The sequence below is a fragment of the Pseudomonas corrugata genome (assembly GCF_050920615.1).
Taxonomy (GTDB): Bacteria; Pseudomonadota; Gammaproteobacteria; order Pseudomonadales; family Pseudomonadaceae; genus Aquipseudomonas; species Aquipseudomonas corrugata.
This window is the reverse complement of the sequence record NZ_CP130434.1, coordinates 4195636-4213356: the sequence shown is the minus strand read 5'-3', so window position 1 is coordinate 4213356 and position 17721 is coordinate 4195636. Positions and strand designations below refer to the sequence as shown.

The 17721-nt window shown below is 62.6% G+C and carries 16 protein-coding genes; 2 read left to right on the top strand and 14 right to left on the bottom strand.

Translation table 11 applies throughout. From position 1 onward, the window contains the following. Positions 1 to 51: 51 nt before the first annotated feature. The 7 genes from QZH45_RS18265 to QZH45_RS18235 form a co-directional block, all read right to left on the bottom strand. Complete coding sequence (locus QZH45_RS18265) at positions 52 to 402, bottom strand: Na+/H+ antiporter subunit G (protein WP_055135825.1); 351 nt, start codon at positions 400 to 402, stop codon at positions 52 to 54. Then, positions 399 to 677, bottom strand: a complete 279-nt coding sequence (locus tag QZH45_RS18260; protein ID WP_024780040.1) for a K+/H+ antiporter subunit F — start codon at positions 675 to 677, stop codon at positions 399 to 401. Before QZH45_RS18260 ends, QZH45_RS18265 begins: the two co-directional genes overlap by 4 nt. Continuing rightward, positions 674 to 1162 carry a Na+/H+ antiporter subunit E gene (locus QZH45_RS18255; protein ID WP_024780039.1) on the bottom strand — a complete coding sequence of 163 codons (489 nt, stop codon included), beginning with the start codon at positions 1160 to 1162 and terminating at the stop codon, positions 674 to 676. Before QZH45_RS18255 ends, QZH45_RS18260 begins: the two co-directional genes overlap by 4 nt. After that, on the bottom strand, positions 1159 to 2844 hold the full coding sequence (locus QZH45_RS18250) for a monovalent cation/H+ antiporter subunit D (RefSeq protein WP_024780038.1): 1686 nt from the start codon (positions 2842 to 2844) through the stop codon (positions 1159 to 1161). Before QZH45_RS18250 ends, QZH45_RS18255 begins: the two co-directional genes overlap by 4 nt. Then, entirely contained in the window at positions 2841 to 3185 is a 345-nt protein-coding gene (locus QZH45_RS18245; RefSeq protein ID WP_024780037.1) for a Na+/H+ antiporter subunit C, read from the bottom strand. The genes QZH45_RS18250 and QZH45_RS18245 overlap by 4 nt, the downstream gene beginning before the upstream one ends. Further along, positions 3185 to 6109 carry a monovalent cation/H+ antiporter subunit A gene (locus QZH45_RS18240; RefSeq protein WP_024780036.1) on the bottom strand — a complete coding sequence of 975 codons (2925 nt, stop codon included), beginning with the start codon at positions 6107 to 6109 and terminating at the stop codon, positions 3185 to 3187. The genes QZH45_RS18245 and QZH45_RS18240 overlap by 1 nt, the downstream gene beginning before the upstream one ends. Positions 6110 to 6239: 130 nt before the next feature. Beyond that, complete coding sequence (locus tag QZH45_RS18235; RefSeq protein WP_080686267.1) at positions 6240 to 7253, bottom strand: DMT family transporter; 1014 nt, start codon at positions 7251 to 7253, stop codon at positions 6240 to 6242. A 3-nt stretch (positions 7254 to 7256) separates the two neighbouring features. Between QZH45_RS18235 and QZH45_RS18230 the strand changes: the two genes are divergently transcribed. Further along, a complete protein-coding gene (locus QZH45_RS18230) occupies positions 7257 to 7820 on the top strand; it encodes a helix-turn-helix domain-containing protein (protein ID WP_024780034.1) in 564 nt (187 codons plus the stop codon). Between the two features lie 42 nt (positions 7821 to 7862). Here the strand turns inward: QZH45_RS18230 and QZH45_RS18225 are convergent, their stop codons facing one another. The 3 genes from QZH45_RS18225 to QZH45_RS18215 form a co-directional block, all read right to left on the bottom strand. Beyond that, the gene (locus tag QZH45_RS18225) at positions 7863 to 8978 is read right to left on the bottom strand and encodes a Gfo/Idh/MocA family protein (protein ID WP_024780033.1); all 1116 of its coding nucleotides are present in this window, start codon (positions 8976 to 8978) and stop codon (positions 7863 to 7865) included. A 210-nt stretch (positions 8979 to 9188) separates the two neighbouring features. Beyond that, positions 9189 to 9956, bottom strand: coding sequence for an SDR family oxidoreductase (locus tag QZH45_RS18220; protein WP_024780032.1), 768 nt, complete (start codon positions 9954 to 9956; stop codon positions 9189 to 9191). Between the two features lie 23 nt (positions 9957 to 9979). Further along, the gene (locus tag QZH45_RS18215; RefSeq protein WP_024780031.1) at positions 9980 to 11047 is read right to left on the bottom strand and encodes a phosphotransferase family protein; all 1068 of its coding nucleotides are present in this window, start codon (positions 11045 to 11047) and stop codon (positions 9980 to 9982) included. Positions 11048 to 11221: 174 nt separating this feature from the next. Between QZH45_RS18215 and QZH45_RS18210 the strand changes: the two genes are divergently transcribed. Next, on the top strand, positions 11222 to 11617 hold the full coding sequence (locus QZH45_RS18210; protein WP_024780030.1) for a DUF4280 domain-containing protein: 396 nt from the start codon (positions 11222 to 11224) through the stop codon (positions 11615 to 11617). Between the two features lie 432 nt (positions 11618 to 12049). Here the strand turns inward: QZH45_RS18210 and QZH45_RS18205 are convergent, their stop codons facing one another. Genes QZH45_RS18205 through tssH form a run of 4 tightly spaced genes read right to left on the bottom strand, consistent with a single transcriptional unit; the run spans position 12050 to position 17721 of the window. Further along, positions 12050 to 12592: a toxin-antitoxin system YwqK family antitoxin gene (locus QZH45_RS18205; protein ID WP_024776590.1), complete on the bottom strand. Its 543-nt coding sequence runs from the start codon at positions 12590 to 12592 to the stop codon at positions 12050 to 12052. A gap of 13 nt (positions 12593 to 12605) precedes the next feature. Next, a complete protein-coding gene (tssI, locus tag QZH45_RS18200; RefSeq protein WP_024776589.1) occupies positions 12606 to 14615 on the bottom strand; it encodes a type VI secretion system tip protein VgrG in 2010 nt (669 codons plus the stop codon). A 12-nt stretch (positions 14616 to 14627) separates the two neighbouring features. Beyond that, positions 14628 to 15122 carry a hypothetical protein gene (locus tag QZH45_RS18195; protein ID WP_024776588.1) on the bottom strand — a complete coding sequence of 165 codons (495 nt, stop codon included), beginning with the start codon at positions 15120 to 15122 and terminating at the stop codon, positions 14628 to 14630. 55 nt (positions 15123 to 15177) lie between these two features. Then, complete coding sequence (gene tssH, locus QZH45_RS18190) at positions 15178 to 17721, bottom strand: type VI secretion system ATPase TssH (protein ID WP_024776587.1); 2544 nt, start codon at positions 17719 to 17721, stop codon at positions 15178 to 15180.

The following is a 17721-nucleotide window of genomic DNA, read 5'->3' as shown; positions in this document are numbered from 1 at the left end:
AGATTTTGTGGGAGCAAGCTATGCTCCCACAGGTTTGCACCGTCTGATCCTTCACTGACGTCGGCTACTCACCTCCACCGGTACATCATCCCCGGCCATTCGCTTGCGGAACAACGCCGCCCGGGCCAGCAACAGGGTGGTCACCGGTACGGTGATCGACAGCAGGATCGGTATCAGCCAGGCATGCAGCACCGGCCCGGACTTGAGCGCCGAGAAATAAATGATCGAGGCCAGCGCCACGCACCAGGCTCCCAGCGTCGAGGCCAGGGCCGGTGGATGCATGCGTTGGAAATAATCCTTCAACCGCACCAGGCCGATCGCCCCGACCAGGGCGAACAGGCTGCCGAGTACCAGCAGGACCGACACCGGGATCTCGATCCACATCGACAAGTGCCCGGTCATTCGATCACCTCGCCACGCAGCAGGAACTTGGCCAGGGCAAAAGAGCCGACAAAGCCGAAGAGGGCGATCAGCAGCGCCGCCTCGAAGTAGGTGTCACTGGCGTAGCGAATGCCCAGCACCAGCATCATCAGCATCGCAACGATGTACAGGTAATCCAGGGCCAGGACCCGGTCTTGCGCCGATGGCCCCTTGAACAGCCGCAACAGGGTCAGCACCATCGCCAGAGAAAACAGGAACAGACTCAGCAAAATCGCATTGGACAGCAACGGACTCATTCGAAAATCTCCATCAGCGGTCGCTCATAAGTGGCCTTGAAATGCGCGATGAACGACGCTTCGTCTTCCAGATCGAACACATGCATCAGCAGGATACGGCGATCCAGGGCCAGTTCCGACCAGACTGTTCCGGGAATCACTGTGGTGATCATCGACAATGCCGCCAGGCCATTGGCGTCGTGCAGGTCCAGCGGCACCTTGACGAACCGCGAGCGAGGCGGGTGCCGCCCGGCATTCAGCACGCCCCAGGCCACCGCCAGGTTTGACACCAGCACATCGCGTCCCACCCGCAGGCACAGCCGCAGCACCGCCCCGGGGCGTCGGATACGAATGGGGCGTGGCCGCAGCGGGCGCATCATCAGCGGTGCGAGGAAGCCCAGCGCCGCCCCCAGCAGCAGGTGCCCGGCGCTGAGGGACAGGTTCAACAGCAGCCACAGCGCCCAGAGTGCCAGGGACAGCCATGGCGCGGGAAACAGGCGTTTCATGGTCGCACCTCCGGCATTGCACTGAGGGCATCAGGGCTGGGGACACTGCGGGTGCCGAGCACCGACATCACATAGTGCTCGGGGGTGTTCAACGCATTGGCGGCGTCCCGGGTGTAGCGCAGCAGGGGTTCGGCCTTGAACGTCAGCGCGATTCCCAGGCCGAGCAGTGCAATGATCGGCAGGCACTCGAACGGCCGCAGCAGGGGCGAGGGTCGCTCTTGCGGCGTCCAGAAGCGCTGGATGCCCAGGCGTGAGAAAGCGATCAACGAGGCCAGCCCGGACAGGATCAGCAGCGCCAGCAGCCCCCAGGCCTGAGGCGACACCGGCTGGCCGGCGTCGACTCCGAGCCCGTGGGGATTGAGCAGGGCGTTCAACAGACCCAGCTTGCCGATGAATCCCGATAATGGCGGCATGCCGACAATCAGCAGCGCACAGGCAATGAAACTCAGGCCGAGGAAGGCCATGGTCCAGGGAATCACTTGCCCGACCACGGCTTTTTGCTCGTCATCAAGGTTGGTGCCCTTGGGCGGTTGCAGGGACTCCAGCGGTCGCGGCAAGGTGTCGAGGTCGTCCTCCAGCGACAGCTCATTGGCCGAACGCGAGCGCTCGATCAATTCGGCCAGCAGGAAGAGTGCGCACAGCGCCAGGGTCGAACTCACCAGATAGAACAGCGCAGCGCCCACCAGGTTCGGCTGCGCGAAGCCGATAGCCGACAACAGAATGCCGGCCGATACCAGGATGCTCAGACTGGCGATGCGCTCCAGGCGCTGGGCCGCCAGAATGGCGATGGCCGCGCAGACGATGGTCGCCATGCCACCGTAGATCAGCCAGTCGCCGCCGAAATACGCTGAAGCGCCGGCCTGGCCGGAGAACAGCAAGGTCCACAAGCGCAATATCGTATAGATGCCTACCTTGGTCATGATTGCGAACAGCGCTGCTACGGGGGCACTGGCGGCGCTATAGGCCGGCACCAGCCAGAAGTTCAGTGGCCACATGCCGGCCTTGGCCAGAAACGCCACGGCGAGAATCGCCGCCCCCGCATGCAGCAGGCCGCGGTCGGCTTCCGGCACCAGAGGCACTTTCAGCGCCAGGTCGGCCATGTTCAAGGTGCCGGTGACGCCATAGATCAGCGCCGCGCCGATCAGGAACAGCGAGGAGGCCAGCAGGTTGATCGAGATGTAGTGCAAACCCGACGACACCCGTGCCCGGCCCGAGCCATGCAGCAGCAAGCCGTAGGAGGCGGCCAGCAATACCTCGAAAAACACGAACAGGTTGAACAGGTCCCCGGTGAGGAAGGCGCCATAGAGGCCCATCAGCTGGATCTGGAACAAGGCATGGAAGCTGGCCCCAGCGCCATGCCAGCGGGCCATGGCGAACAGCAGGGCGCTGACGCCGATGATGCCGGTCAGCACCAGCATCAGCGCCGACAGGCGGTCCACCACCAGGACGATGCCGAACGGTGCCTGCCAGTTGCCCGGCAGGTACACGCCGATGGAGGCGGGCAGGGCCTGGTCCTGGGTCCAGTACAGCAACAGCACCGCGATGCCCAGGCCCAGCAGGCTGGAGAACAGATTGATCCGTGCCTTGAGCGCGCGGTGCTTTTCCCCCAGCATCAGCATCAACGCGGCGGTGAGCAATGGCAGGAGAATAGGCGCGGCGATCAGGTGAGGCGTCAGCATCATTCCCTGGGCTCCCGGCCGTCCACGTGGTCGGTACCGGTCAGGCCCCGGGAGGCCAGCAATACCACCAGGAACAACGCGGTCATGGCGAAGCTGATGACGATGGCGGTCAGCACCAGGGCCTGGGGCAGGGGGTCGGTGTAGTGCAGCAGGTCCTGGGGCACGCGGTCCTTGATGATCGGCTCCTTGCCGATGAACAGGCTGCCCATGCTGAAGATGAACAGATTGACGCCGTAGGACAGCAGGCACAGGCCCATGACTACCTGGAAGGTCCGCGGCCGCAGCACCAGCCAGACGCCGGAGGCGGTCAGGACGCCGATTGCTATAGCGATGACTTCTTCCATCAGGAGGTGGCTCCTTTGAGGGGGGCGGCGGTTTTGGACAGCAGGGCCGGCTTGTGGGCCCGCACCGACTGGTGCGCCAGTGCGGTGAGGATCAGTAGCGTCGAGCCAACCACCACGGCGTACACGCCGATATCGAAGAACAGTGCGCTGGCCAGGTGAACGTCACCCAGCAGTGGCCACTTCAAATGCCAGGTGTGGGTGGTGAGGAACGGATAGCCCACGGCCATAGCGCCCAGGCCTGTCGCCGTTGCGAACAGCAATCCGGTACCCATCCAGCGCAGTGGACGCAGGCTCATTTGCGCCTCAACCCACTGGGTACCGGCCACCATGTACTGCAGGATGAACGCCACCGACATCACCAGGCCGGCAACGAAGCCGCCACCCGGCTGGTTGTGGCCGCGCATGAACAGGTAGAACGACACCACCAGGGCAATCGGCAACAGCAGGCGCACCAACACCGACGGCACCATCATGAAGCCCAATGCGGTATCGCTGGCATGCCGCGGATTGACCAGGTCGGTGACCACGTCCGGCGCCAGCAGGCGCTGCTGCGCCGGCAATTGCATGCTTTCCTTAGGTGGCCGGAAACGTCGCAGCAGGGCAAACACGGCCAGGGCCACTGCCACCAGCACGGTGATTTCCCCCAGGGTGTCGAAGCCGCGGAAATCCACCAGCATCACGTTCACTACGTTGCTGCCGCCGCCTTCGGGCAAGGCCCGGCTGAGGTAGAACGACGAGATGTCGTTGGGCGTCTGGCGCGTCAGCATCGCATAGGACAACAGCGCCATGCCGCCGCCCACTGCGCCGGACAACAGCAAATCCCGCAGGCGACGGATACGCGCGCGCCGTTCGCTGTTGGGCCGGGGTGATGCGTCCTCGATCCGCCGCGGCAGCCAGCGCAGGCCCAACAGGATCAGCACCGTGGTCACCACTTCCACCACCAGTTGCGTCAGGGCCAGGTCGGGGGCGGAGAACCAGACGAAGGTCACGCAGGTCATCAGGCCGCAGACGCTGACCATGGTCAGGGCCGCGAGACGGTGATACTTGGCCTGCCACGCCGCGCCCAGGGCACAGGCGATGGCCAGCAGCCAAAGGATGACGAAGACGATGGAACCGGGGATCTTCGGCCGGTCGCCCCAGGCCAGTGAGCTGTGCAGCATCGGGATCAGCCCGGCCAGCAACGCAGCCAGCACCAGCAGGAACAACTGGGCCTGGAGGCGCCGAGTGCTGATGAGTCGTTCCAGTCGCCGGCCCTGGCGCATCATCAGCACCAGGCTGCGCTCGAACAGTCGCTTGCCGCTGAACCGGCCAATGAGCGGCGTGCGGGTGATCTGCCCGCGCTTGAATTGCTTGCGCAGCAGCAGGTACAACACGACGCCGCCGGACATTGCCACCAGGCTCATGATCATTGGCGCATTGAGGCCATGCCAGATTGCCAGGCTATATTCGGGCAGGCTGCCGCCCACGACCGGCAGCGCGGCCGCCGCCAGCAAGGAGCCGACCACCTGGGCCGGGAAGATCCCCACCAGCAGGCAGGTGAACACCAGCAACTCTACCGGCGCGCGCATCCAGCGCGGTGGTTCGTGGGGGGTATGGGGCAGGTCGGTGGCCGCGGGGCCGAAGAACACGTCCACCGTGAAGCGCAAGGAGTAGGCGACGCTGAAGGTCCCGGCGATGGTGGCGATGATCGGCAGCGCCAGCTCGACCCAGGCGGTGGCGGAAATGAACACCGTTTCGGCGAAGAACATTTCCTTGGAAAGGAAGCCGTTGAGCAGCGGCACCCCGGCCATCGCCGCGCTGGCGACCATTGCCAGCGTCGCCGTGAAGGGAATCAGCCGCACCAGGCCGCTGAGCTTGCGAATGTCCCGGGTGCCGCTTTCATGGTCGATGATCCCGGCGGCCATGAACAGCGAGGCCTTGAAGGTGGCGTGGTTGAGAATGTGGAACACCGCGGCCACGGCCGCCAACGGGCTGTTCAGGCCCAGCAGCAGGGTGATCAATCCCAGGTGGCTGATGGTGGAATAGGCCAGCAATCCCTTGAGGTCATTCTGGAACATCGCGCAGTAGGCACCCAGCAGCAGCGTACAGGCTCCCGCACCGCCGACGATGTAGAACCATTGTTCACTGCCCGACAGCGACGGCCACAACCGTGCCAGCAGGAACACCCCGGCCTTGACCATGGTCGCCGAGTGCAGATAGGCCGAGACCGGCGTGGGCGCGGCCATGGCGTGGGGCAGCCAGAAATGGAACGGGAACTGGGCACTTTTGCTCAGGGCGCCAATCAGGATCAGCGGCAGCAGGATGGGATAGAGGGCATGGGCCCGGATCAGGTCGCCCGCCGCCAGGACCTTGTCCAGTTCATAGCTGCCCACCACATGGCCGAGCAGCAACACTCCGGCCAACAGGCACAGCCCGCCGGCCCCGGTCACCATCAGGGCCATGTAGGCGCCGCGCCGGGCATCGGCGCGGTGATGCCAGTAGCCGATCAGCAGGAACGAGAACAGGCTGGTCAGTTCCCAGAAAAACACCATCTGGATCAGGTTGCCGGAGATCACCAGCCCGAGCATGGCCCCCATGAATGCCAGGAAGAACGCGAAGAAACGCGGCACCGGATCTTCCGGTGACATGTAATAGCGGGCGTACAACGACACCAACGTACCGATGCCCAGCACCAGCAACGAAAACAACCAGGCAAACCCGTCCAGGCGCAGCACGAAGTTCAAGCCCAGGCTCGGCAGCCAGAAATATTCTTCACGGATCACGCCGCCGTCGACGATCTGCGGGTAAAGCAAGGCCACCTGAACGGTGCCGACCAGGGCGACGAGGCCTGCCAGCAGCGATTCGGCGTTACGGGCGTTATGCGGCAGCAGCGCCGCGACGCCGCTGCCGATGAAGGGCAAAAGCAATAGAACTATCAGTGACATAGGCTTCTATTCGGCGGGAGATAGTGAGGGATCATACGTGGCGTGTCCCCGATCACCAACCGCGAGGGTGTCGCAGAATCCTACAAGATAGGCAGATTTTTCCTGCTTTGCGTTGTTTCAGTGGCGGACCTCAACCTTCACCCTCCAGCACGTTATCCGCCTCGACGGCAGTTTTATTCCGGGTCTTCAGTTCACTGACAATCACCGCCGCCACGATCAATGCCGCGCCGAGCAAGGCAATCCCCGGCAACCGCTCGCCCGCCAGGCGTCCGGCGATGCCGGCCCATACCGGTTCACCGGCGTAGATCAGCGTGGCGCGGGTCGGCGAGACGCTTTTCTGCGCCCAGTTCATCGCCACCTGGATCGCCGCGCTGGCGGCCCCCAGGCCCACGGCGCTGGACAGCAGCAGCCAGGAGAATCCCGGGATCGTTTCCTGGGTCGGTACCACCATCAGGAACGCCAGCACTGCCGTGCTTGCCAATTGCACCACGGTCACCCGGCGAACATCGACCTGGCCGGCATAGGTGCTGATCAGGATGATTTCGGCGGCAATCGCGATGGCGCTGATCAACGTGGCGATTTCGCCGGAGCTGAAGTTCAGCGATGCGCCGGCGGGGCCTGACAGCAGCATCAGCCCGGTGAACGCCAGCATGATGCCAATGCTTGGCATCAAGCCCGGCCGACGGCCCAGCACCAGCCATTGCAACAGCGGCACGAAGGGTACGTAGAGCGCGGTGATGAACGCCGACTGGCTGCTGGGGATGGTTTGCAGGCCGACCGTCTGCAAACCATAGCCGAGCATGATCGCCACGCCGATGAAGCAGCCGGCCTTGAGTTCGAACAGGGTCAGGTCCCGTAGATGGCGCCAGGAGAACAGCGCGACAAACGCCGCTGCGGCGGCGAAGCGCAAGCCGACGAAAAACATCGGCCCGCTGACGGTCATGGCGTGCTGCACCAGCAGGAAAGTCCCGCCCCAGATCATGGTGATCAGCACCAGCACGCACTCGGCCTTGCTGAGCCGCAGAAAGCGGGAGGAAGTTTGAGGAGAGTTCACCGATGCCATGACCTTGCGCGCCACTGGAGAGGGACGCACAATGCGTCCGAAGTTGGGCAGTATAATGCGCAATCTCGAAAAATGAGTCATACCGTGAACAAAGAAAATGGCCCGCGCGCCTCAGTCCTTCAACACGTCAGCCAGAACGTCCGCCGTTTGCGACACGCCGCGCAGCTCAGCCAGACAGCGCTGGCGCAGTTGTCAGGGGTCAGCCGGCGGATGCTGGTCGCCATCGAGGCCGGTGAAAAGAACGTCAGCCTGACCACCCTCGACCGTGTGGCTGAAGCTCTCGATGTGGCCTTCAGCGATTTGATCCAGGCCCCCGATGCCCGTGACCCGAGTCGCATCAACGAGTTGGCCTGGGCCGGCGCGGTCCCTGGCAGTAAAGCCGTGCTCCTGGCCAAAGCCAATGCCAGCCGTGAAGTCGAACTGTGGGAATGGCGCCTGGAGCCTGGCGAACACTACGCCTCCGAGCCCGATAACGATGGTTGGAGTGAGCAGCTTTATGTCTTCGAGGGTTGCCTGACCTTGCTGCTGGGCAATGATGAGCTTCGGATCGGCGCGGGAGAGTTTTTCATGTTCGCCAGCAACCAGCCCCATGGTTACCGCAACGATGGGGCGGAGGCGACGCGGTTCGTACGCAACGTGGTGATTTGACCTCTGGAGACGAGACAGCCAGTGGTGAGGTGGAAGAGGGGGTCATAATCCGCAGACTTGCACCCACCGCTGTTCCCGTGCCGACAAGCGAATGGCCGCCGCCAGCCGCTCCACTTCCCAGGCCTCTTCGAAGTCCGTCCCACTGCCACCTTGATCGGCGAGGGTCATGATCAGTTCCTGTACCTCCAGGGTCTTCAATTCGTTGTAGCCCAACTGGTGCCCGGCGGCCGGGCTGAACGCGGCATAGCCCGGCAGGTCCGGGCCGGCCAGCAACCGCTGGAAACCCGCCTGGCCGACACGGCTCACCTGCAGTTCATTCAGTCGTTCCTGATCGAATATCAGCGTGCCAAGGGTGCCGCTGATCTCGAAGCCCAGATGATTCTTGCGCCCGTGTTTCAGCCAACTGCTGCTCACTGTGCCGCGGGCGCCGCTGCTGAAGCGCAGCAGGGCGTGGACCTGATCATCTACCGCGATGGTGCGTTGTTCGGGATTGCCCGTGCTGGCCGGGCGTTGGTTGTGCACGGTCTGGCTGTCGGCGCAGACCGCTTCGACATCGCCCAGCAGGTAACGGGCCATGGCCAGCAGATGGCTGCCCAGGTCCGCCAATGCGCCACCGGCATGGGCCGCTTCGCAGCGCCATGACCATGGCGAAGTCGGGTCGGCCATGAAGTCCTCGCTGAACTCACCCTGAAAACTGATGATCCGGCCCAGCTCCCCGCGCTGGATCATCTCCCGTGCCAGATGAATGATCGGGTTGTGCTGGTAGTTGTAGCCGACCCGCGTGACCACGCCGGCGGCCTTGGCGGCCTGGCGCATCTGCTCGGCCTGTTCCAGGGACACCGCCAGGGGTTTTTCGCAGTAGACCGCCTTGCCCGCCGCCAGCGCCGCCATGGCCATCGGATAATGCAGGTGGTTGGGGGTGGTGATGGCTACCAGATGGACCTTCGGGTCGTCGATCAGTTGTTGCCAGTCGCTATGAACCGTCTCGAAACCCCAGTTGCTGGCGCATTGCAGGGCACGCTGCGGATCGGCATCGGCCAGGGCCGCCAGGGTCAGGTTAAAGGGGAGGTCGAATACCGCTTTGGCATTGTTGAATGCCAAGGCATGGGCACGGCCCATGAAACCGGTGCCAATCAAGCCAATGCCAAGTTCGCGCATGAGAAAGAGCCCTTTGAATAGTGATGTTCAGGAGGGCTCTTTATGGAATAAATATTCGTAAATTGCAAATATTGGAATAAATATTCTTTCGTGGGTGAGGGCCCCTGTGGAAGCGAGCCTGCTCGCGATGGCGGTGTATCAGTCAACATCAATGCCACTGAGCCACCGTCATCGCGAGCAGGCTCGCTCCCACAGGGGGAAAGTGCGATGTCAGGAAAGGAACCCACCATCCACATTCAGCGCCACACCGGTGGTGTAGCTCGACGCGTCACTGGCCAGGTACAACACGGCGCCAGCCATTTCGCTTGGGTCGGCCACGCGTTTGAGCGGAATCTGCGCCAGGGCGGTTTTTAGGATCGCGTCGTTCTTGACCAGTGCCGAGGCGAACTTGGTGTCGGTCAGGCCCGGCAGCAGGGCGTTGCAGCGGATGCCGAACTGCGCACACTCCTTGGCGAACACTTTGGTCATGTTGATCACCGCGGCCTTGGTCACCGAGTAGATGCCCTGGAAAATGCCCGGCGAGATGCCGTTGATCGATGCCACGTTGATGATGCTGCCGCCGCCGTGCTCGCGCATCAGCTTGCCGGCTTCCACCGACATGAAGAAATAACCGCGAATGTTCACATCGACGGTTTTCTGGAAGGCGCCCAGGTCGGTGTCCAGCACGTTGCAGAACTGCGGGTTGGTGGCCGCGTTGTTCACCAGGATGTCCAGGCGCCCGAACTGTTCGCGAATGCCGGCGAAGACCTGGCTGATCTGCTCCATTTCACCGATGTGGCAGGCGATGGCCGTGGCTTTGCCACCCGCGGCGATGATGGCGTCGGCCACGTGCTGGCAACCGTCGAGCTTGCGGCTGGAAACGATCACATGGGCACCTTGCTGGGCCAGCAACTTGGCGATGGCCTCGCCGATGCCACGGCTGGCGCCGGAAACGAAAGCGATTTTACCGTCGAGGTCGAACAACTGGGTCTTGGACATGCTGTTTCCTTGTCATGGAGCGCTCAGAGCGTGGATTGGCCGATGACCTGCAAACTCATTTGCTCCAGCAGTTTGTTCATCTGAACGAACTGGGCGAAGCGTTGGTCCTGGGTCTGGCCGTGGAAGAAGCGGTAGTAGATCTGCTGGACGATACCGGCCAGGCGGAACAGGCCGTAGGTGTAATAGAAGTCGAAATTGTCGATGCGGATACCGGCGCGTTCGGCGTAGTAATCCACGAACTCGCGACGGGTCAGCATGCCGGGCGCGTGGCTGGGCTGGCGGCGCATCAACTGGACCGGCGCCGGGTCCGTCGCTTCGATCCAGTAGGCGAGGCTGTTGCCCAGGTCCATCAGCGGGTCGCCAAGGGTGGTCAGTTCCCAGTCCAGCACGCCGATGATTTGCATCGGGTTGTCCGGGTCGAGGATCACGTTATCGAAGCGGTAGTCGTTGTGGACGATGCTGGAAACTGGATGGTCGGCCGGCATCTTGTCGTTGAGCCAGGCCTTGACCGTCTCCCATTTCGGCGCGTCGGGGGTCAGGGCTTTTTCGTAGCGTTCGCTCCAGCCACGGATCTGGCGGGCCACGTAGCCTTCGGGCTTGCCGAGGTCGGCCAGGCCGCAAGCGTGGTAATCGACTCGGTGCAGTTCTACGAGCCGGTCGATGAAGCTCTTGCACAGCACTTCGGTGCGGGCGGCGTCGAAACCCAGCTCCGGCGGCAGGTCGGAACGCAGGATGATGCCCTTGACCCGTTCCATCACGTAGAACTCGGCGCCCATGACGGACTCATCGGTGCAGTGCACATAGGCTTTCGGGCAATACGGGAACTCGTCGCGCAACTGATTAAGGATGCGGAATTCACGGCCCATGTCATGGGCGGATTTGGCCTTGTGGCCGAACGGTGGACGGCGCAGGACGAATTCCTGTTCGGGATACTCCAGCAGGTAGGTCAGGTTCGATGCGCCACCGGGAAACTGACTGATCCGTGGCGCGCCGGTCAGGCCGGGAATGTGGGCCTTGAGGTACGGGTCGATCAGGTTGGCATCGAGTTCTTCACCGTCGCGCACGCGGGTGGACTGATCAGTAAACGCCATGCTTATCCCTTCTGCTTATTCTGGAGGCCATCAATCATTGGCTAATCTAATGGCGTGTGGGAGGCGTCACAAGCACGCCCGGGTCTTATAGGTTAGCGTGTTGCCGGATAATCAGCGGGCCTGATGCGCGCAGGTGAGCTATGGTTTCGGGGTCGCTTCAAGGAGTCGCCCACGATGGGATGCCCGCAAGTCTGCAGTACCGCCACCCTGCAATGCAGCTTCGGTGCAGCCCCGGCGGTGCTCAACGTATTGCCGGTCAATCGAATGCTGACCGGTGGCATGCCGGCGGCGAATATCATGGATCACATTCCGCTGGTGAACATCACCACGTTCGGCATGTGCACGAGCCTGGCCAATCCCACCGTAGCCGCTGCGACTGCGGCGGCCCTGGGTGTGTTGACGCCCATGCCTTGTATTCCCGCTACTGCCGCACCCTGGATACCCGGCGGTGCGCCTACCTTGTTGTTGGGCAATATGCCGGCGATCGATGCCAACAGCACCTTGATGTGTACCTGGGCGGGGGTGATCAAGATTGTTGTGCCGGGGCAGGTGCAGATGTTGATTCCCTGACAGGGGCGTTTTATCGAGGATCTGCTGTGGGAGCAAAGCTTGCTCGCGATAGCGGAGAGTCTGAAATGAAGATGTTGGATGTGCCGACGCCATCGCGGGCAAGCCTGGCTCCCACAGGGGCCGGTGGTGTGTGAAATTGCTGCCTACATCTCAAATCCAGTGTGGGAGCAAAGCTTGCTCGCGATAGCGGAGAGTCTGAAATGAAGATGTTGGATGTGCCGACGCCATCGCGGGCAAGCCTGGCTCCCACAGGGGCTGGTGGTGTATGAAATTGATGCCTACATCTCAAATCCAGTGTGGGAGCGAGCCTGCTCGCGATAGCGGAGTGTCTGTCATGGAGATGTTGAGTGTGCCGACGCCATCGCGAGCAGGCTCGCTCCCACAAGGTTTGCCGGTGGGTTCAGGTCTCAAAGTCCAGCAGAAGCCAGGCGCTCAGGCCTGCGCCGGATCATTCCAGCGCCGGAACCACCAGCGTACCCGGGAAATCGGCTTGCCGTCGGCATCCAGCGGGCGCCCATCCTCGGCGTAGGCGTGGGCGGGTTCCAGCAGTTGGCCGTTGAGGTAGCGGGCTTCGATGGCCGGGTTACCGTTGGGGTGCAGGCGGCGATAGCGACCGTCGCGCACGCCGTCGCGATAAAACTCCGCCTCGGCCAATTGCCCGTCCGGGAAATAGTTGTTGGTTTCGCCGTGCAGCAACCCGCCGCGATAGGTGGCTTGGCGCTGCAACCCACCTTCGGCCGCGTAAAAGCTCGCCACGCCCTGCAACTTGCCTTTGACGAACGGCAACACCGCCGAAACCTTTCCATTGGGGTGGTACAAGGTGCTGGTGCCTTGCAGTTCACCTTGGCTGTAGTTGAGTTTCGCTTGCGGGCGTCGGGCTTCTTCGATGTGCAATGGGCCGTCGAGCCGGCCGTCGATCAACTGACCGCTCAGTTGGCTGTCGCCACGTTCCAGGTCAAGCTTCTTCGAGGCCATCGTCGCGCTCCTGTCAGTTGACCTTCACCAGGCCGCCCTTGATGGTCAGCATGCCGCCGCCGTCCACTGTCTGTTCCGCGGCGGCCTTATTGACCAGGCTGATGCCGGCGTCATTGGTCAGGGTGGTGCCGGCCTTGTTCTCCAGCGAGGTGCCGGCCTGATTGCTCAGCGCCGTGCCAGCCTTCTGGCTGATGGACGTGCTGGCCTGGGCCGCCAGGTCCGCGCCGCTCTTGATGGCGAAACTGCCGCCGCTTTGCAGGGTCAGGGTGCCGCTGACCTTGATGGTCAGGTTGCCGTCCACGGTCAGCTCGTAGTTGCCGGTGACCTTGTGCGTGTAGTTGCCGCCGGTGCTGTGGGTCTGGTCCGAGCCCACGGTCACGGTGCGGGTGTCTTTCACATCGAGGCTGTCGCTGCCGGTCTGGATCGTCACGTTGCGTTTGCCTTTCTCCAGTGTGACAGTCTCATCGCCGTCCTTGACCGTGCGGGTGCGGGCATTCTGCACGGTAAGGGTTTCGTCATGGCCGACGGTGGCGGTGGTGTCGTTGAGCACGTTGATGTTGAAGTCCTTCTGGGCCTGGAGAAACACCTCCTCGGCATCCTTCTTGTCCTCGAAGCGCAACTCATTGAAACCGCCGCCACCCTTTGACGAGTTGGTCTTGATCCCGGATTGGGTCTGGTTCGCCGGCAGCGCGTAGGGCAGGGCGTTGTCGCCGTTGTAGACGCAGCCAGTCACCAGCGGTCGGTCGGGGTCGCCGTCGATGAACGTAACGATGACTTCCTGGCCGATCCGGGGTACGAACTGCATGCCAAAACCCTTGCCGCTCCAGGGCAGGACCACCCGCACCCAGCAAGACGAGGTTTCGTCATTCTTGCCGGTGCGGTCCCAGGGGAACTGCAGCTTGATCCGCCCGTATTCATCGGTCCAGATTTCTTCGCCGGCCTTGCCCACCACCAGTGCGGTCTGGGTGTGCATGCGCGGTTTCGGCGTGAGGCGGGCCGGTCTATATGGCGTGGCCTTGGGAATCGCTTCGAAGCGATTGCGGTAACTGTCGTGGCTGGCTTCATGACTGACCGAGGTCACCACCCAATCGATGTTCAACGACGGATCTTCGTGGCCAGCGAGGGTGAACCAATACCCCGGCACCAGCCAGCGGCAATCGCTTTCACCGACAAACCGCTGCGCCTGGCTGCGCAAGCCGTCCACCCGCTGCTTGGTCAATGCATCGCCCTGGGCCTTGGCGTTGTAGCCGCCCGGATGTTCGTATATCGAACTGGGGCCGGCCACGGCTTCGGCCTGGCTGTAGAGCGAGGTCGTCGGCGTGGTGAATTCATAGTCGGTCGCCTGATAGACCCCGGCCACCGCTTGCAGGGACACGTGCCCCGAGCGGATGCCATGCAGTTCCCGCTCGCCCATTCCCTGCCCGAGATAGTTCACCGTCGGTCCGTTGGGAATCGGTGCGAAGGCGTCGTTGCTGTCGGCCAGCACCAGGGTGTGCGTGCCGGCTTCATGGCTGAAGAACCAGAAAATCCCATCTTCTTCCAACAGTCGGGAAATGAAGGCCAGATCGGTTTCGCCGTACTGCACGCAATACTCCCTCGGCGTGTAGCTGCCGCTGAGTTTGAGCTGGAAATCGGTAAACGCGTGGGCCTTGAAGATCGTGGTGACGATGTCCGACGTGGCGAGGTTCTGGAACACCCGGTTGTTGCTGGCCAGGCTCAGCCACCAGAGCCAGGGCCTGAGCAACAGCTGATAGCGCTCGGCGGTAGCGTCGGCGGGCAACTGGCGGATTTCGGCGACCAGCCAATCCAGCGGACGTAGCAGGGCGTCCTTGTGCAGGGTAGTGGTGACATGGCTGGCGACTGCGCTGGCGAGCGTCAGCGGGGCGCCGTCGACGACGCCATTGAGGATGTGCGAGCCCAAGGCATTGAGTCTTTCTTCGCCGGATAGCGATTCAGGGTACAGCGCCGACACCGTGGCGGCGGTGAGGGATAGGGTGGTGTTGCTGTCGGTGGAGCGGGCCATCGATTGATACCTCTATACCGCCTCACCCTTCACGAAATTACTGCCTAACAGCTTCTCCATCACTGTTTTCAGGTCTTTGAGTAAGTGTTCAGGTGGCGTGGTAATGGTATGAGTGGCTTTGGATATTTTTGCTTTTTTACCTTCTTCTTTCAGCAAGGTCTTCGTTGAAGACTTGACGTCAAGTTGATCGTCTTGGTCAGTTTCAAGTTGAAAGTAAATAGATCCGTTATTTTTTCCACCTACCATAGTTACATGAAAATAGGTCCACATGCCTGAATCGTTCGGAGTAATAGAAATATGCGCGCTATTGTCACCCACCTTCAGGCCATCAAGCAGAAGCATCCCTGAACGGGTGCCGGTGACAAGATTTGTACCACCCACAGCACCGATTACATCAAGTTCCTCTCCGTAGACAGCCCCGGATTTAATGATGGAGTTCACCATCGGTGTCCAAGGATCGTGCGTGGCAATACTCGCTGCGGTAAGTGTTGATTGTGCATAGCCCATATTTGCAGCTCCTGTAGGTTTTGATCACATCTCCGATAGGCACTGGGGCAACGTTTTATTCCAATGCCCATTCCGCCAGTTTTCCGGTCACCTGCGTCATCAACACATTCTCCACATCCCGTGCCCCCGCCGCGCTGCACTTGGCAAGCACCGCTTTGACGATCCCGGCATCGAACTCGAACTGCTTGCCCGTCGCGGCCTTGTAGCGCCCGCGCAATTTCTCCAGCTTCGCCAGCACGATGCCCTCCAGCGTTGCCTCATCGAGCGGTCGATACGCCACCACCGTCATGCGCGCCAGGAACGCCGGACGAAACGCTTGCAGCAGCACCTTGTGCAAGGCTTCGTTGAAGGCATCGCTGCCCAGTTGCGCAGCCGGTGTGTCCAGCAGTAATTCGGCGCCGACGTTGCTGGTGGCAAGCATCACGGTGTTCTTGAAATCCACCACCAGGCCGGTGCCGTCCTCCATCAGGCCCTTGTCGAACACGTTGTAGAAGGCTTCGAGCACGTCCGGGTGGGCCTTTTCGATTTCGTCCAGCAACACCACCGAGTAGGGTTTGCGCCGCACCGCTTCGGTGAGTACGCCACCGCTGCCATAGCCGACGTAGCCGGGCGGGGCGCCTTTGAGTTGGCTGACGGTGTGGGCTTCCTGGTACTCCGAGAGGTTGATGCTGATCAGGTTGCGTTCGCCGCCGTACAAGGCATCGGCCAGGGCATAGGCGGTTTCGGTCTTGCCCACTCCGGTGGGGCCGACCAGCAGGAACACGCCCACCGGTTTTTGCGGGTCGGTGAGGCCGGCGCGGTAGGCTTGCAGGCGTTGGGCAATGGTATTGAGGGCCGTGCCCTGGCCCATGACCCGCAAGCCCATGCGCTGGCCGAGGGTGCGCACGGCATGGGCTTCATCGGCGAGCATCTTGCCCACGGGAATACCGGTCCAGCCGGCGATTACGGCGGCCACGGTCTTGCTGTCCACCTGCTCGGGCACCAGTGGGTCGTCCTGACGAATGGCATCGAGGCCGGCTTCCAGGCGCAGCAGTTCGGCCGCCAGGTGGTCGATGCGGTTATCGATATCGGTGTCGGCTTTTTCAGCGTCGGCGCGTTCGCTCAGGGCCAGCAGTTCGCGCCGGGTATCGAGCAGTTCGCGCACGGCTTCGCGCTCTTCGCCCCAGCGGGTTTCCAGTTCGCGGATGGCCTGCACGTTGTCGGCGGATTCGCCTTCGAGCAGGGTGATGCGTTCGCGATGGTCCAGCCCGGTGGCTTGTTCCCGGCGCAGTCGTTCGACTTCGTCCTTGAGGCTGTTCTGCCGGTGTCGCAGGCTTTCCAGTGGCGGCGGTACGTCGTGCTGGCCGAGGGCGACCCGGGCGCAGGCGGTGTCGAGCACGCTGATGGCCTTGTCCGGCAGTTGCCGTCCGGAAATGTAGCGGTGGGAGAGCTTCACCGCTTCGTGGATCGCCGCGTCCAGCACTTGCACGCCATGGTGGTGTTCCAGTTTGCTGGCCACGCCACGAAGCATTTCCACGGCAGTGAGTTCGTCCGGCTCTTCGACCTGTACCAACTGGAAGCGGCGGGCCAGGGCCGGGTCTTTCTCGAAGTATTTCTTGTATTCCAGCCAGGTGGTGGCGGCCAGGGTGCGCAGTTCGCCCCGGGCCAGGGCCGGTTTGAGCAGGTTGGCCGCGTCGCTGCCGCCCTCTGCGCCGCCGGCACCGATCAGGGTATGGGCTTCGTCGATGAACAGAATGATCGGTTTCTCGGCACTGCGTACCGCGTCGATCACGCCTTTGAGGCGTTGCTCGAATTCACCCTTGACCCCCGCGCCGGCCTGCAACAGACCGAGATCGAGCACCCGCAACGTGACCTCCTGCAGCGACGGCGGCACATCTCCGGCGGCGATGCGCAAGGCGAGGCCTTCTACCACGGCGGTCTTGCCGACACCCGGTGCGCCCACCAGGATCGGGTTGTTCTGCCGGCGCCGGAGCAGGATATCGATGCATTGGCGGATCTCGCCGTCGCGCCCGACGATGGGGTCGATGCGGCCATTGCGGGCATCGTCGGTCAGGTCCTGGGTGTACTGGTCGAGTACCGGGTCCTGTTTTTGCGCTGCCTGCCCGGGTTTCGCCGGACGGGCAACGCCGGCATGTTCCCGGGAGCTTTCGGTCCATTCCAACAGATGGGTGCGCAGGGCATCCCGGGGAATACGCAGCAGCGACGAGGCGCTGTTGAGCAACAGGCTGCGACGCTCATCGCGGTCCAGCAGCGCCAGCAGCAACAGCCCCGAGCGGATGCTGGCCAGGCCGAGCACACTGGCCTGGACCACGGCGTCTTCCAGCAGGCCGATGGTTTGCGCCGACAGCGCGGGTGTGCGTGTGCTACCGGACTTGAACAGGTCCAGGGCCTTGTTGGTCTCCGCCGCCACCGCGTCACGCTCAAGGCCGAAGCGCGGTAGCAGACAGGCGAAGTCACCGCCTTCGATGTCCAGCAACTCCAGCAACAGGTGTTCGATTTCCACGTAATGATGACTGCGTTGCAGGCAGCGCTGGGCGGCCCGTTCCAGGGCGCGACGATTGTCCGGGTTGAGGCGTCCGATCAGGCTGGCCAGTTCCAT

Excerpts from the sequence above, each read along its gene's own strand:
- QZH45_RS18265 (WP_055135825.1), bottom strand. The coding sequence starts at position 402 with ATGACCGGGCACTTGTCGATGTGGATCGAGATCCCGGTGTCGGTCCTG.
- QZH45_RS18260 (WP_024780040.1), bottom strand. The coding sequence starts at position 677 with ATGAGTCCGTTGCTGTCCAATGCGATTTTGCTGAGTCTGTTCCTGTTT.
- QZH45_RS18255 (WP_024780039.1), bottom strand. The coding sequence starts at position 1,162 with ATGAAACGCCTGTTTCCCGCGCCATGGCTGTCCCTGGCACTCTGGGCG.
- QZH45_RS18250 (WP_024780038.1), bottom strand. The coding sequence starts at position 2,844 with ATGATGCTGACGCCTCACCTGATCGCCGCGCCTATTCTCCTGCCATTG.
- QZH45_RS18245 (WP_024780037.1), bottom strand. The coding sequence starts at position 3,185 with ATGGAAGAAGTCATCGCTATAGCAATCGGCGTCCTGACCGCCTCCGGC.
- QZH45_RS18240 (WP_024780036.1), bottom strand. The coding sequence starts at position 6,109 with ATGTCACTGATAGTTCTATTGCTTTTGCCCTTCATCGGCAGCGGCGTC.
- QZH45_RS18235 (WP_080686267.1), bottom strand. The coding sequence starts at position 7,253 with ATGACTCATTTTTCGAGATTGCGCATTATACTGCCCAACTTCGGACGC.
- QZH45_RS18225 (WP_024780033.1), bottom strand. The coding sequence starts at position 8,978 with ATGCGCGAACTTGGCATTGGCTTGATTGGCACCGGTTTCATGGGCCGT.
- QZH45_RS18220 (WP_024780032.1), bottom strand. The coding sequence starts at position 9,956 with ATGTCCAAGACCCAGTTGTTCGACCTCGACGGTAAAATCGCTTTCGTT.
- QZH45_RS18215 (WP_024780031.1), bottom strand. The coding sequence starts at position 11,047 with ATGGCGTTTACTGATCAGTCCACCCGCGTGCGCGACGGTGAAGAACTC.
- QZH45_RS18210 (WP_024780030.1), top strand. The coding sequence starts at position 11,222 with ATGGGATGCCCGCAAGTCTGCAGTACCGCCACCCTGCAATGCAGCTTC.
- QZH45_RS18205 (WP_024776590.1), bottom strand. The coding sequence starts at position 12,592 with ATGGCCTCGAAGAAGCTTGACCTGGAACGTGGCGACAGCCAACTGAGC.
- tssI (WP_024776589.1), bottom strand. The coding sequence starts at position 14,615 with ATGGCCCGCTCCACCGACAGCAACACCACCCTATCCCTCACCGCCGCC.
- QZH45_RS18195 (WP_024776588.1), bottom strand. The coding sequence starts at position 15,122 with ATGGGCTATGCACAATCAACACTTACCGCAGCGAGTATTGCCACGCAC.
- tssH (WP_024776587.1), bottom strand. The coding sequence starts at position 17,721 with ATGGAACTGGCCAGCCTGATCGGACGCCTCAACCCGGACAATCGTCGC.